The organism is Paenibacillus sp. FSL K6-1318 (genome assembly GCF_037976905.1).
GTDB classification, from domain to species: Bacteria; Bacillota; Bacilli; order Paenibacillales; family Paenibacillaceae; genus Paenibacillus; species Paenibacillus amylolyticus_A.
In genome coordinates this window covers 5,036,801-5,050,510 of sequence record NZ_CP150270.1, presented here as the reverse complement: position 1 = coordinate 5,050,510, position 13,710 = coordinate 5,036,801, and the positions used below count along the sequence as shown (strand labels likewise).

14 protein-coding genes are annotated in these 13,710 nt (G+C 45.6%); 11 read left to right on the top strand and 3 right to left on the bottom strand.

Translation table 11 applies throughout. The features are described 5' to 3' along the window. Positions 1-136 precede the first annotated feature (136 nt). The 8 genes from NYE45_RS22410 to NYE45_RS22375 all read left to right on the top strand — a co-directional run bounded on the left by NYE45_RS22410 (position 137) and on the right by NYE45_RS22375 (position 10,303). Positions 137-1,531, top strand: coding sequence for a stalk domain-containing protein (locus NYE45_RS22410; RefSeq protein ID WP_340014063.1), 1,395 nt, complete (start codon positions 137-139; stop codon positions 1,529-1,531). Between the two features lie 72 nt (positions 1,532-1,603). Beyond that, positions 1,604-2,467: a phosphate ABC transporter substrate-binding protein gene (locus NYE45_RS22405; protein ID WP_340014062.1), complete on the top strand. Its 864-nt coding sequence runs from the start codon at positions 1,604-1,606 to the stop codon at positions 2,465-2,467. Between the two features lie 105 nt (positions 2,468-2,572). Beyond that, complete coding sequence (gene pstC / locus NYE45_RS22400) at positions 2,573-3,541, top strand: phosphate ABC transporter permease subunit PstC (RefSeq protein ID WP_264928502.1); 969 nt, start codon at positions 2,573-2,575, stop codon at positions 3,539-3,541. After that, on the top strand, positions 3,538-4,449 hold the full coding sequence (pstA, locus tag NYE45_RS22395; protein ID WP_169481929.1) for a phosphate ABC transporter permease PstA: 912 nt from the start codon (positions 3,538-3,540) through the stop codon (positions 4,447-4,449). Before pstC ends, pstA begins: the two co-directional genes overlap by 4 nt. A gap of 97 nt (positions 4,450-4,546) precedes the next feature. Then, complete coding sequence (gene pstB / locus NYE45_RS22390) at positions 4,547-5,302, top strand: phosphate ABC transporter ATP-binding protein PstB (protein WP_340014061.1); 756 nt, start codon at positions 4,547-4,549, stop codon at positions 5,300-5,302. 219 nt (positions 5,303-5,521) lie between these two features. Then, the gene (locus tag NYE45_RS22385) at positions 5,522-5,956 is read left to right on the top strand and encodes a hypothetical protein (protein ID WP_340014060.1); all 435 of its coding nucleotides are present in this window, start codon (positions 5,522-5,524) and stop codon (positions 5,954-5,956) included. Further along, positions 5,910-9,380 (top strand): S-layer homology domain-containing protein, encoded by a 3,471-nt coding sequence (locus NYE45_RS22380; RefSeq protein WP_340014059.1) that lies wholly within the window; start codon positions 5,910-5,912, stop codon positions 9,378-9,380. Before NYE45_RS22385 ends, NYE45_RS22380 begins: the two co-directional genes overlap by 47 nt. 215 nt (positions 9,381-9,595) lie before the next feature. Continuing rightward, positions 9,596-10,303, top strand: coding sequence for a phosphodiester glycosidase family protein (locus tag NYE45_RS22375; protein ID WP_339789674.1), 708 nt, complete (start codon positions 9,596-9,598; stop codon positions 10,301-10,303). 44 nt (positions 10,304-10,347) lie between these two features. Here the strand turns inward: NYE45_RS22375 and NYE45_RS22370 are convergent, their stop codons facing one another. The 3 genes from NYE45_RS22370 to NYE45_RS22360 all read right to left on the bottom strand — a co-directional run bounded on the left by NYE45_RS22370 (position 10,348) and on the right by NYE45_RS22360 (position 11,375). Then, a complete protein-coding gene (locus NYE45_RS22370; protein ID WP_339789677.1) occupies positions 10,348-10,758 on the bottom strand; it encodes a hypothetical protein in 411 nt (136 codons plus the stop codon). 111 nt (positions 10,759-10,869) lie between these two features. Further along, on the bottom strand, positions 10,870-11,088 hold the full coding sequence (locus NYE45_RS22365) for a helix-turn-helix domain-containing protein (RefSeq protein WP_340014058.1): 219 nt from the start codon (positions 11,086-11,088) through the stop codon (positions 10,870-10,872). Further along, positions 10,989-11,375 carry a hypothetical protein gene (locus NYE45_RS22360; RefSeq protein WP_340017456.1) on the bottom strand — a complete coding sequence of 129 codons (387 nt, stop codon included), beginning with the start codon at positions 11,373-11,375 and terminating at the stop codon, positions 10,989-10,991. The genes NYE45_RS22365 and NYE45_RS22360 overlap by 100 nt, the downstream gene beginning before the upstream one ends. 296 nt (positions 11,376-11,671) lie before the next feature. Here NYE45_RS22360 and NYE45_RS22355 point away from each other — a divergent pair, with 296 nt between their 5' ends. The 3 genes from NYE45_RS22355 (at position 11,672) to NYE45_RS22345 (ending at position 13,572) form a co-directional block, all read left to right on the top strand. Then, on the top strand, positions 11,672-11,842 hold the full coding sequence (locus NYE45_RS22355) for an S-layer homology domain-containing protein (protein ID WP_340014057.1): 171 nt from the start codon (positions 11,672-11,674) through the stop codon (positions 11,840-11,842). A gap of 211 nt (positions 11,843-12,053) precedes the next feature. Beyond that, complete coding sequence (locus NYE45_RS22350) at positions 12,054-13,001, top strand: YafY family protein (RefSeq protein ID WP_340014056.1); 948 nt, start codon at positions 12,054-12,056, stop codon at positions 12,999-13,001. Positions 13,002-13,068: 67 nt separating this feature from the next. Then, positions 13,069-13,572 (top strand): EVE domain-containing protein, encoded by a 504-nt coding sequence (locus tag NYE45_RS22345; RefSeq protein WP_340014055.1) that lies wholly within the window; start codon positions 13,069-13,071, stop codon positions 13,570-13,572. Positions 13,573-13,710 lie beyond the last annotated feature (138 nt).

Genomic DNA, 13,710 nt, shown 5'->3' with positions numbered 1-13,710 from the left:
ACTATGAACGTGGAAGCTAAGGGGGATGAGGCGGACAAGCTCTCATATTGATGATACATGCAGAATACCAGACAGCAGGGCACGGCATACAAGGCAAATTATATGGAGAAAAGAAGGGTGACCAAAGCCAATGTCAATGAAAAAGGTGTTAGTAGTGTCCATGGTAGCCACAGTGTTAACAACTTCTGTGGTTAGTGCAGTATCAGCTGCTCCAGCAGTGAAACCTGCGGCTAGTACAGCTCAGGTGCAAAATTCCACGCTTACAATAAACGGAAACAGCGTCATCGTTCGCTCCATCGTGAAGAATGGCGAGACACTTGTGTCGCTCCGTGATGTGATCAAGGCTATTGGCGCGCAAGCGGAAGTACAACGTGGTACGACCGTGATCAAGTTAAATGGTCACACGGTGACACTCCAGAACAATGCGAAACAACTAGTAGTTGATGGCAACAAAGTGAATTTGAATCAACCGGTTACGATCATTGGAGGTACAAGCTACGTTGCGCTCCGACCATTGGTATCCAGCGTTGGCGGTACAATCGTCAAGAGAAGTGGAGCGCTGGAGGTTAGCACGGTGGCACTGCTCGAAGGTGCGGAAAATCCCCGTTTTGCGGGAGCGGACAAGCTGATCGTTTCCAAGAGTGATGACAATGGCCGAACCGATTATCTCGTGAATACTACGAGTGGTAAATACGACCTGTTGTTAACGACAGATGGTGGATCGGATCTGGTCGTTTCCCCGAGTGGCGATCAAGCGGCGTATACAAATGCAGATGGAGCCGTCTACGTTATCGATCTGAAGACAAAGGCTTCAAAATTGATCACAAGTGACACGAGCATCAAACCGGAATTGCTATGGTCTGCGGACGGAAGCGCAATTTATTTCTTACAAGGAGATAAAGGGTCGGTCATTGCGAGCCTGAATCTGGCTGATGGTGCAATTAAGAAGCTGGTTGAAGATAAGGTGGATTACAAAGAAAACCTGAATGTGTCTGCGGACGGCAAAAGATTCATCTACACGGTAACGACACTGGGTAAGGTTACCTCTGATGCAACCAATGTAGATGAAGACAACGTGTCTATCGATTTTTCAGCCAATCAACAGCAAATATTTTCGTATAACAACGGAATATCAAAACCTGAAGCAGTGCAATTAACGACTTCAACCGATGACAAAGTGTTTGTATGGTCCGTTGATGGGCAGAAAGCCTACTACGTAAGCGTACCGTCCGAGGACGGCAATGCTTCGCTGCAATCTGTGGATTCATCCCAGGAGGCAACAACGGTGTACGGTACTCACGATGTAGAGCAAGCGATTCTGTCGGGTGGCGTCTTGTACGTACTGGCTGCGCATGATGACAGCAACAGCGTCATTATTTCCATCGACACGGTAACAGGAAAACAAACTAAACTGTATACCGTATCTTCCGAGGTATCCTCCATTACCGTTGCCGGATCACAATTGGCTGTAATTGAGAATGGCCGAGTTCTGGTACAAGCGGGTGGCAGCTGGAGAGCCGTTACGAAGTGATTTTTTTGATCCAAGAGTGATAAGCACAAAATCATAATTAACTATTTTATAATTCGAGAGGAGTCTATAAAAATGAAAAAATGGATCAAACCCTTCACGGTAATGCTTATGGCTGTATCCCTAATTGGTGGACTTGGAGGAGCAACGACGGCATCCGCTGCCAAGAGCACAGAGAAAGGTAAAATCGTCATCAACGGTTCCTCGGCATTGCTTCCACTGACTCTTCAGGCTGCAAGTGAATTCAAGAAAGATAATCCAAAAGTTAAAATCTCGGCTTCCGCCGCAGGTTCCATCACAGGTCCTCAATCCGTACGTAAAGGGATTGCCGACATCGGTGCTGTGGACTGGGACGCATCCAAGGATGTACCTGGCTTCAAGAAATTTGATGGAATGGTAGCGAATCCGGTAGCGGTGACGGTATTCACGGCTGTTGTTAACACCAATGTGGGTGTAAGCAGTCTGACCACGAAACAATTGCAGGACATCTTCTCCGGCAAAGTGACCAACTGGAAAGAGGTCGGCGGTGCGAACGCCAACATTGTTGTTGTTAACCGTAAGTTTGGTTCCGGTACACGGGTCAACTTCCAGCAAAAAGCGCTCGACGGCAAGGATTTCATGAGCAAAGGTGATAACTACAAAGAAGTTGGCTCCAGCGGCGATATGAAAACAACCATCGAAACGACACCCAATGCGATCGGTTATATTGACCTTCCTTATGTAACTAGCAAAATGAAGGCTGTATCCATCAATGGTGTGGCACCAACTGAGAAAAACGTTCTGAACAAAACCTACAAAGTATGGGGTATCGGATATTACATGACCAAAGGTCAACCTACCGGTGCAACCAAAGCGTTCATTGAGTATATCCAAAGCAGCAAGTTCCAGAACGGTTCCCTGAAAAAGCTGAAATTCATCCCGCTTGCGGCTGTAAAATAACGGAGCTTCAAACGTTCGTCATTCTCACATTTCATAAGAAAAGGGATAGCCAGCTTCTGCGGACGTTCGCAAGCTGGCTTCTCTATGTGAAAGGAAGAGCACTTCATGATCGATTTGAATCCATCCCCGAACAGCCCCGCCCCGAGTGAGCTTGGTACGAGCCTTGGTAAGGCCGCTGAATCGGGTACGCGGTTTAACCGTAAAGCGCGTCTAAGGTGGTCCAATAACCTGTTTCGCATGGTATGCATCGGCAGTACGATCTTTGTATGTCTGGTTCTCTTATGTATTTTAATCCTCATGCTTCGTACAGGCGTTCTCACCTTTGCGGATGTGTCGCTGCGTGAATTCTTTTTCTCTACCAACTGGGACCCGGAGAATGAACATTACGGTGCACTGACCTTTATCCTCGGCACACTGGCTCTTACGGGACTTACCATGTTGTTCGCTATTCCACTCTCTGTCATCATTGCTGTGTTTCTGGCAGAAATGACACCCAAATGGCTTCGCCATATTCTACGACCTGTATTGGATCTGCTGGTGGGTATTCCTTCTGTGGTGTACGGTTTCCTGGGACTAACGATCCTCATTCCATGGCTAAGGGATATTAGTGGACGTGATCTGGCTGACGGATTACTCGCTGCATCTATTGTGCTGACCATTATGGTACTTCCCACGATTAGCCGGATCAGTGATGATGCCATATCTGCTGTGCCGAACAAATACCGTGATGCTGCCTATGCACTCGGTACGAACCGATTCCAGACCGTAACTCGTGTTGTCTTACCTGCTGCAAAAGGCGGGATCATGTACGCGGTCATTCTTGGAATGACTCGTGCGATCGGTGAGACGATGGCGGTGGTGATGGTCATCGGTAATACAGCACAGCTCGCGAATAGTCTGTTCACGCCAACAGCCGTCCTGACAAGTAACATTGTCATGCAAATCTCTAGCGTCGAATTCGACTCCACCTGGAATCATGGTCTGTACATGATGGGCTTTATCCTGCTCGCGATCTCGATCCTGATGATCGTTATCGTAAGATTACTTCAGAAGAGAGGGGACCGAAACGTATGAGTGTGAAGAAGCAGGCGAATGCTGCCGTCCCGTCTTATTCTTTTGGCAAACGGAGAAGTTCATCGATGGTGATGGATCGGCTCTTTACAGGTATGGTGTGGGGCGTTGGCATTGTTGTCATTTTGTTTATTGTTGGACTGTTATTTTTGCTGCTCAACAAAGGATTGCCTCTGCTAAGCTGGGATTTTCTCTATGGTGTTCCTAGTGAGATTGAAGAAGGGGGAGGGATCGGCCCGGCGCTATTCAACTCGTTCTATGTGTTGATTCTGTCCCTGCTCATCTCCATCCCTATTGGTATGGCGGCAGGTATATATCTGGCAGAGTTTGCACCAAATAATAAGCTGATTGAGACCGTTCGTATTTGCGTGGAGGGATTGTCCTCTGTGCCATCCATCATCTTCGGATTGTTCGGTATTGCTCTGTTTGTGGAGTTTTTTGAAATTGGTCTTACCATTCTGGGCGCAGCCGTCAGTCTTGCTTTCCTGAACCTGCCTGTGCTTACCAGAGTAACAGAGGAATCCGTCAGGGCGGTTCCGGTGGAGCTTCGCAATGGATCATTCGCGCTGGGCTCAACGCATCTCCAGACGATCCGCCAAGTGTTGTTGCCGGTGGCTATTAACGGGATCATGACAGGCATTTGCCTGACGGCAGGCCGGGCATTCGGTGAGAGTGCTGTCATTATTCTGACCGCTGGGGTGTCTACCTCCGGGGAGATGTGGGACTTTAATTTGCTATCGCCGGGAGGAACCCTTGCTGTACATCTCTGGTACATTCAATCGGAAGCCATTGTGCCAGATGCCGAGGAAATTGCGCAGAAAACCACAGCTGTGCTGATCTTTGTGGCGTTGCTCATTAATGTTCTGTTCCGTGTACCCTTGTGGCTGAATGCACGTAAAAATCAAGCGTGATGAAGAGAGGATGCCGCTAAACGGTATCGTCTGGAGTAACGCTAACTGTTTAAGCTGAAACCGCAAATCATTCCATTTCAACCCGGGAGGGCACCTTGTGCAACCTATTATTGAGATCAACAAATTGAATTTGTATTATGGTCAGTTTCAAGCGCTGAAGGATGTTTCCATTGAAATTCCCGAGCGGGCCATTACTGCTTTTATCGGACCGTCGGGATGTGGCAAATCGACCCTGCTGCGTACGTTGAACCGGATGAATGACCGGATACCCGGCACACGGATTGAAGGTAAAGTGGCCGTAGGGGGAACCGACATCTACAGTGGTGAAGTTCATGTGGAGACCCTTCGCAAGAAGATCGGCATGGTCTTCCAGCAACCGAACCCTTTTCCAAAATCCATCTACGACAATGTGGCCTTCGGTCCCAAACAGCACGGTATCCATGGCAAGAAAAAGCTGGATGAAATCGTCGAGCAGAGCCTGCGTTCCGCAGTCTTGTGGGATGAGGTAAAAGACAACCTGAAGCGCTCTGCGCTAAGCCTGTCCGGAGGTCAGCAGCAACGCCTCTGCATTGCACGTGCGCTGGCAGTGGAGCCCGATATTCTGTTGATGGATGAGGCAACCGCTTCGCTTGATCCCGTCTCCACCTTCAAGATTGAGGAACTGACGCATGAATTGAAGGAACGTTATACCATTGTGATGGTGACGCATAACATGCAGCAAGCCGCTCGCGTATCTCAGCAGACGGTGTTTTTCCTGAACGGCGTAGTCGTGGAGTATTCCCCTACCCAGAGCATGTTCGCCGAGCCAGTTGATGTGCGTACGCAGGATTATATTAGTGGCAGGTTTGGTTGATTGTTTATTAGTTGAGGAATGTGGAAGTCTTTCAGATCTGATCTGAAAGACTTTTTTCTGTTTTTCAGATGTATGTATCTGGGTGAAACACGGAGAAATGAACTAAGAACGATTTTTGTTATACTGTGATTCAATTGTTAGAATTCCATATTTTTGATATTATCAGTTACATCGCTTAACAGCGTAATACGAAGTTTTAGTAGATAAGGAGTACATAAGATGAAATTTTTATTTGAATTAATGTTATCCATGCTTATGTTAACAAATGGCGCAAGTGGTGAACCGATTACCAAGGAAGAAATTCATAGCTTTCTGAAAATGCATCATCTGAAATACGCGGAAGTCAAAATCGTGAATGATCAATCGGCATTTTTGGTTAGTGTAAAAGGGGAAGATGCCAAAGCATCCATACTTACCAAATCTCCCAAGAACAAGCTTGTCATGCAACCAAATCAGTATGTATGGAAAGAAGATGAGGAAGGGATTTCAGTCCAGAAATTAGGGGATTATCTCTGTGTCGTTATTCACGATAGAGCAGTGCCTCATGATATGGATTTTGTGAATATTATATACACAGACGAAAATTGGATCGAGAGGAAGGACCGTCATGGGTGCTTTTCCTACGGCTGTATCCTATGCAGATGCGGGGGATAACACATCGATCAACAGCTCGACAACAGGTTCTTGGCAAACGGGAGATTTGCATGTACATACGTTTGAGTCTGATGATGCACAGGTTTCACTGGAGGACGTACTCGATGCGGGTCTAACAAAATATGGACTGGACTGGATCGCGCTTACGGATCATTTGCGGTTATCCAAGCGAGATCACAATGGCGTAGACATTCCAAATGGGTCAATACCCATGTCCCAAGGAATGAATGAATATCAGGTACCACAGATCAAGGCACTTCAGGATGCAGGCAAATACGCAGGGAAAACGATCTTCTCCGGTTTCGAATGGGACATGCCAACACATGAACACGTTGGGGTGGGGATTCTTACGGATGAGCCGAACTCAACCGAAGCGCTTAACGCTGCCAAGGAATTCGAGTACCGCTTCACGAATCGCGCAGCGAATCTGTTTAATGCAGCTGACGTAGCGAAATGGGATCAGAACGGAGGGCGTGCTTACACGTCTCATCAGGATGCGTTGGCTGCCATCAACTGGCTCGCAACGAACTATCCAATGACAAGTTATGCAATGATCAACCATCCTTCACGAGGCAAAAACAAATATACGATCGCGGACTTCCGTGATTTCAACGATCTGGCTCCACAAGTGGTATTCGGTATCGAAGGCATGCTGGGTAACCAGATGGAACCGGATCGTGGAGGGTACAACACAAGCTACAATGTGGCTAATCCGACGGCTGATGATGGATACAAGTACCGTACATACGGCGGTGTAGACTATATGGTCGCCAAAGTGGGCGGTCTGTGGGATGCATTGCTGGGAGAAGGACGTCATTTCTGGAACTATGGCAATTCGGACTATCATTTCAAGACGATTGGCACGAATTCCAGTGGTTATTTTCCGGGCGAATATGCCAAGACGTATTCCTGGGTTGAGGGTACAGGCATGCAGGCAGTACTGGATGGACTGCGTTCGGGGAAATCATTTTCCGTATTCGGTGATCTGATCAACGCATTGGACTTCACGGCTTCCGGAGCGGGTGCTCAGGTTGAGATGGGCGGAGATCTGAATGTGACCCAAGGCGATGAAGTTGAGCTGAAGATCCGCTTCAAGAGTCCAACGACGAGCAACAACTATGAAAATCCAATCAACAGTGGTACGTCCGCTGGACAAGTACCCGTGGTGGATCACGTTGATCTCATCGCTGGGGATGTGACAGCCAAGGCCCAGAAGGGTACAGCCGCATATACCAAAGACACCAACGACTCTACCAAAGTACTGGCTACCTTCACATCCAAAGATTGGACGACAGATGCCGAAGGCTATAATGTCATTACGTACAAGATCAAAGCCACAGATCAGGACAAGTATTTCCGCCTGCGCGGTACGAATCTGGGCATGAACGTGACAGGTGAGACTGTAAATGGTGAACCACAGCTTGATCCGAAAAATACGACAGCTGATGCAACGACACGCTTTAATCAAATTAACAATAGTAACTATCGCGATCTGTGGTTCTACTCCAACCCAATCTTCGTGAGTGCCACACCGTACAGTGACGCACAGGCGGTAACCGATACACTTCAAGCAATTGATCTGGGCGATCTTAACGCGGTCCATTCCGATCTTACCCTTCCTGTTGAAGGGAAGCATGGAGCAACGATTAGCTGGTCCAGCTCTAACCCGGAACTAATGAATAACGAGGGCAAGCTACTAGCCCAACCCGACAATAATGAGAGATTGGAACTGACGGCAATCGTGCAACGTGGCACGGAATCTCAACTCAAAACGTTCACTGTCATTGTGGAAGGCACGAATAATCAGGTGCTAGTGTTAAAAAGCAATATGACTACCGCTGACGGCCAGCCGTATCACACGGATACATGGACGAACCAGTCTGTAAACGTTAGTGTAACCAGCGCAGTATACGCGCCTGCTACTTCCGCGATTATCGAGTTGTCCCGTGATGGAGGGCAGACGTACGAACTTTATACAGAGAATACACCTTTGGAGGTAACGGAGCCTGGAGAGCACAACCTTTTATTCCGAGCAACAGACGATCTGGAACAAACGTATACTTTACCTCTGGTCATTAAAATAGACCGTGAGATTTCCGTCATCACCCTGCAAGGTAGCAGCCAGATGACGCTGAACGTGGGAGATACGTATAACGAGCCTGGAGCACAGGCTTCTGATAATGTCGGCATCCGTGGTTCCGTGCAGGTGGATGGCACGGTGAACACACAAGCACCAGGGATCTACACCCTTCGGTATAACGTGAAGGATATCGCTGGTAATGAAGCGCAGGAAGTTATCCGTACCGTGACTGTACAAGCCCGCTCAGGTAATGGTGGCGGGGGTTCAGGTGGAGGTAATGGAGGCAACCCCGGTGGGAATTCTGGAGGAAACACACCAAGTGTGCCAACAACGCCTACCGTTCCAACCACACCAACGAACCCGGATGCGGGGTCAGATTCATCCACTGAAGTGAAGGTTGAGGTGGAAGCGAATCAGCCAGTCCAAGCCGGTTTGAAAGACATCGTACAATTCAACGCTCCAGCAGGAGCCATTGGTTCCAAGGATACGCTGCAAGTGTCCGTGGTTGCCAAGGACGAGTTGCAGAATACAGCTTCCCTGAATGTACTTGGACAAGCTGTACAGTTCAGCCGCAGTGGCGGAAGAACGTTGAATGAGCGGGCGGCATTGAGCTTGAATCTGGATTCGGCAGATCTGCCGAAAGGCACTCAACCTGCAATCTACTATTATAATGAAGCTCGTCAGAGCTGGGTATTTATCGGTGGCAAGATGAATGCAGCAGGAAGCATAACGGCCAATGTTAATCATCTGGGTACATTCGTTGTGTCCAGTTACACACCGGTGAATCTGTCTGACCTGAATGGACACTGGGCTTCCGACTACGCAGATCGTTTGTTGGGCATGAACGTCATTCAAGGTTACACAGATGGTACGTTCCAACCATCGAAGAAGATCACACGGGCAGAGTTTGTTACGTTGCTCAGTAAGGCGCTGGCATTGAAGTCCGTGGAGTCGGATCTGACATTTGCAGATCAAGGTAGTCTGCCAGACTGGGCAAAAGGTGATATTGCCGCAGCAGTGCAAGCCGGAATTGTGAACGGCTACGGTGATAATACATTTAAGCCTGATCGGACCATTACCCGTGCCGAGATGGCTGTCATGATGGCGAATGCGCTGAAAGTAAGTTCAGATGCACAAGCCGGAATGTCCGGTAATACCTCCGTTAAACCAAGTTTCACCGATGCATCGCAGACGCCATCTTGGGCACAAGAAGCACTGGATGCAGCGGTGCAGGCCAAGATTGTGAGTGGATATACGGACCATACGGTTCGTGCAGGAAGTGAAACGACCCGAGCGGAAGCAGCGACGATGATCTATAATTTGTTGCTGGCCATGTACGTGTAATCTCAATAGAATGAAGCAAGGACCATCCTGAGAGGGATGGTCTCTGTTTATTTCAACGTTTAGTACAGTCCATTAACTAAAAAAGTTGAATATTGGTTTCTAATTACAGAATAAAAACTCCTTAGTTAGTGAAAGACGAAGAGGATAGAAAGGCTTGGGACGGTCATTTCCTCTTGCTCCCCGTCTTTACTAAATTAAGAATGAGGGATAAGAGAATGGCTACTAACTATACTTATTTTGAAAGTAGTGGATATCGTGTAATCAAGACTCATGTTAGTAATATTGTCTCAGAAGTTATTAAGAAACCGGTTTGTTCTACAAACAATTATGGTATTAATGGGGGGTTTTTTGCATCAAATCTATATACTGCGCCTCCAACAGGTGGTCTCTCAATCAGTTATGATGGTGCAACCCAAGATCCTGGAAGCAATGCAGGGGGGACACGGAATCGTGGTACGTTTTTTACTTACCTAGATAATGGTGTTACTAAAGCAGGAATTACCCGCTGCACAACTATTCCAAATTTAAAGCAACAAGTTGGTAACTTACAGTTCAAAACAATTATTGGCGGGGGAAGCCTTCATCTAACTGGGACAGAAGACCAGTTTAAGACCGTCCACGAAGATGAAATGTGGAACGTACACGCTGGTATTCCTGGAACAAGACGGGCTGGACTAGGTTTTAAAAATGAAAGCAATGGTGTGTATGCATACTTAGTGACATCAACAATATGGAAAACCTTGTACAATTTAAGAGACTTTTTTAAAGAAAATCTTGGTTGTAATAACGCTGTTTTCTTGGATGGTGATGGTTCCGTTCAGATGCAAGTGTACGCTAATGGTGAACTGATCAAAGCAGATGGTACAGATCCGACCCCGGGAAGATATGTATGGAACATGGTTAAATTGATAAATAAAAATTAATGGGGTAAACAAAGAACAAGCCTTATCCAAGGCTTGTTCTTTGTTTATTTGATAGTTAACTCGTATATTTCAAATAAATGATTATTTATTTGTCTCGTCCAACTTTCAATTTTATCACCTACTTTAACTTCATCGAAATCAGCCTCGATTCGCATTTTACTGAATTTTGCGTCTGCTTGATAAAAATCACTCGAAGTAACATAAAACCTCGAATTTTTCGTTACATTCAGATATTCTCCATTATCCAGTACGATGGAGTAAAGTACCTTGTCTCCGTCTACTTTACTGTTTTGCTCTTTTATTTCAACGATGGTGCCAGTGTAATATTGCTGTTCCTTTGCTGGTGAAGACCATCCTTTCATATAATCTGAAAAGAAAACGAAATAGACGATTACCAGAATTATCACGACAAAGCTGCTTAATACCACGAAGGGCCATTTTTTTTTTGCTTTCAAATTTTTCATCCTTCCTCAATGTACTTATAGTATGTAGACGTCCAATCATTCAAAAAGTTACAAAAAAAGAAGCTATGGCTAAAAATATCCATAGTATTGCTTTCTTTAATTTTATTGTGTAGGAAAAAGCTTAATAAACTCGATTAGTTCGAGCCGTAAACTTTGTATGGTATCTTCTTTTGGCATTCTAATTGTTTCTGCTAATTTCTCCATTTCTGGGTAATAAAGTTCTAATATTTTAAGTGTTGCCTGTTCTTCTCCAGCTCTAGCTTGGAAGAGTAGTCGGGTGAGATCTTCTTTCGTAGATCCTCTAGTGTTTTTCTTTTCCATTTATTCACCCCCTGAACACTAATATTCATTTCAACTGAGACTTCCTTAGCACTTTTGTCCTCCACGTAAAGTGAATATATTACCTTCCTTCCACTTTCCTTATCGATCAGACTTAATATATCTTTGACGTTTAACTCGTCAATGATTTCATCTTCGAAGGATTCTTGTCTTGTGAAATCAAAAGTGAAGGGATACTGCTTCGCTGCTTTCCTACCGTGATACTGGAGTCTCCATGCCATCCGCTGGAGTTCGACATCAATTATTTCTTTAATTTGTACTTCTTTCATTGGATTCTACCCCTTTCATGTGCAGTGTAATTACCCTAATATCTAGGAACTATATCTAAAGAATTTGAAACCAATTTCGCTAAAAATAAGAACATTAGTTCCTATATGTGAATATATTACCTTCTTTTAAGTCGGAGTTAAAGTGTTTTTGTATATAAAATCGATATTAGTTAGATTCTAATTATTGTTAATATACTATTTTTATACAGATAGAAAATTGTATCTATATTTTACAAAACTCAGTTTAAGAGCGACACACACGGCTGTCAGTAGTCTGCTAGACTAGGTAAAAAGGAATGGCCGATGCATCGCAGACGCCATCTTGGGCACAAGAAGCACTGGATACCGCGGTGCAGGCCAAGATTGTGAGCGGATATACGGACCATACGGTTCGTGCAGGAAGTGAAACGACTCGAGCGGAAGCTGCGACGATGATCTATAACTTGTTGCTGGCCATGTACGTGTAAGAAGTAACGAAGAGAATTAACCGTATATAAAGTAGATATAAAGAAGATAAAAAAAACTGATATCCTTTTGGGTATCGGTTTTTTGAATTAAAACATTCTCATCTTCTGGTGGCATGTAAGGCGTTCCATTGCTGTAATTCACGAAACGAAAGGGCAAGTTACTGTGATAGAATGAGTTAGGTTTGGATGATGAAACGGTGGGGGCTAGAAAATGAACAAAACGGAGCGGCAGCTTGCGATTACGCTTGAATTGCAGCGAAGGAAGATGTTACGAGCAGAAGATTTGGCTGCTCAATTTGAGACAAGTGTACGTACGATATATCGAGATATACAGGCATTAAGTGAAGCTGGTGTTCCGATAATGGGAGCTCCGGGTCATGGGTATTCCCTTATGGAAGGATATTTTCTGCCCCCAGTAAGCTTCACCGCAGAAGAAGCCGTATCCCTGCTCATGGGAGCAGATTTTATCGAACAGAGGTTGGATACAGAATACGCGATGGAGGCTAAGTCGGCTCAACGCAAAATTGAAGCGATTTTGCCAGAATCCGTTCGTGACGAATCCACACGTGTTCGGGAAACGATGCGACTGCTTCATACGGTTGAACCTTTAACCCGAGCGCGGGTGAAAACATACCTTAACCAGATACGTAATGCCATCTTGGAACAACGTAAAATTAGCTTTATGTACCTGAAAAAAATGCCAGGAACGGATGGCAATCGATATAACATGCGTGAGGTTTCACCATATGGACTCTCACTTGTTCAGGAGAATTGGGTGTTAATCGCACGTTGTGATATGCGACAAGACATCCGTCATTTTCGTTTGTCACGCATGACTGAACTCTCCGTGCTGGAGGATCAGTTCCTTTTGCCGCCGGATTTTGACCTAAACAGTTATCGACCTCCTGAAGACCGTAACGAACATGTGATAATTAAGGCGAAACCCGAAATTGCTGACAAAATTATGGAGGCCCTTCATTTTTATATGGATGCATTCGAGGAGCAAGAGAAAGGTGTGATTTTTCATTTTCGTGTCCGCTATCCCGAGGAAATCTTGCATTATTTACTTGGCTGGGGTGGAGATATCGAGGTCTTGAAGCCGGAGTCTTTACGCTTCCGAATGCAGGAAGTAGCCAAAAACATCTTAAAACACTACTGACATACACCTGTCAGTAGTGTTTTTTTATACTTTGGAATATCACAGATTAAAAGGAGTTGGTTGCAGGATGAGAAGTGCAGCGGAAGCATTGAAATCATTGGAAACGACAGACAGCAGATATTGGATTGGTGTTGTATCTGCTTCTCACGTGAGTGTAGCTGTAGAGGGAGGGTTTGCGCAGCTGTGCCATGGCAAGTCAGCACTGTTGCGACAGATGTCTCCGGGTGACTGGCTGATATACTATTCTCCACGCACAGACGTATCAACAGGCAAGCCACTTCAGGCGTTTACCGCTATTGGACAAATTACTGACGACAGGATATACCAATATCAGATGTCGGAATCATTTGTACCCTTTCGCCGAGATCTCCGTTATCTTCCGTGTCGAGAAGTAAAGATCGCAACGTTGTTAGACCAACTTAGCTTTACACGTGGAAATCGCAATTGGGGGTTTCCATTTCGTAAAGGTCAATTTGAAATTGGGGCTGAAGACTTCATGATGATAGCTTCCTCCATGTTGGAAAATGAGACATTGTCACTACTGGATATTAGCTTAAGCCAGAAATGTTAACCAAAGCAAAAGGCCCATAGAATGTCTATGGACCTTTTTGCTTTATGGATAATCCTATCCTTCACCGTTGATATTACATTTACGAAGATGCTGGTCTTTGTTGATTTTAGGGTTTGAATTCAAGTGGAAAAGTCAATA

What these genes read in the sequence shown, in the direction of transcription:
- NYE45_RS22380 (WP_340014059.1), top strand. Translation starts at nt 5,910, where the DNA reads ATGGGTGCTTTTCCTACGGCTGTATCCTATGCAGATGCGGGGGATAAC.
- NYE45_RS22410 (WP_340014063.1), top strand. Translation starts at nt 137, where the DNA reads ATGAAAAAGGTGTTAGTAGTGTCCATGGTAGCCACAGTGTTAACAACT.
- NYE45_RS22385 (WP_340014060.1), top strand. Translation starts at nt 5,522, where the DNA reads ATGAAATTTTTATTTGAATTAATGTTATCCATGCTTATGTTAACAAAT.
- NYE45_RS22365 (WP_340014058.1), bottom strand. Translation starts at nt 11,088, where the DNA reads ATGGAAAAGAAAAACACTAGAGGATCTACGAAAGAAGATCTCACCCGA.
- NYE45_RS22375 (WP_339789674.1), top strand. Translation starts at nt 9,596, where the DNA reads ATGGCTACTAACTATACTTATTTTGAAAGTAGTGGATATCGTGTAATC.
- NYE45_RS22345 (WP_340014055.1), top strand. Translation starts at nt 13,069, where the DNA reads ATGAGAAGTGCAGCGGAAGCATTGAAATCATTGGAAACGACAGACAGC.
- NYE45_RS22350 (WP_340014056.1), top strand. Translation starts at nt 12,054, where the DNA reads ATGAACAAAACGGAGCGGCAGCTTGCGATTACGCTTGAATTGCAGCGA.
- pstA (WP_169481929.1), top strand. Translation starts at nt 3,538, where the DNA reads ATGAGTGTGAAGAAGCAGGCGAATGCTGCCGTCCCGTCTTATTCTTTT.
- NYE45_RS22405 (WP_340014062.1), top strand. Translation starts at nt 1,604, where the DNA reads ATGAAAAAATGGATCAAACCCTTCACGGTAATGCTTATGGCTGTATCC.
- NYE45_RS22360 (WP_340017456.1), bottom strand. Translation starts at nt 11,375, where the DNA reads ATGAAAGAAGTACAAATTAAAGAAATAATTGATGTCGAACTCCAGCGG.
- NYE45_RS22355 (WP_340014057.1), top strand. Translation starts at nt 11,672, where the DNA reads ATGGCCGATGCATCGCAGACGCCATCTTGGGCACAAGAAGCACTGGAT.
- pstC (WP_264928502.1), top strand. Translation starts at nt 2,573, where the DNA reads ATGATCGATTTGAATCCATCCCCGAACAGCCCCGCCCCGAGTGAGCTT.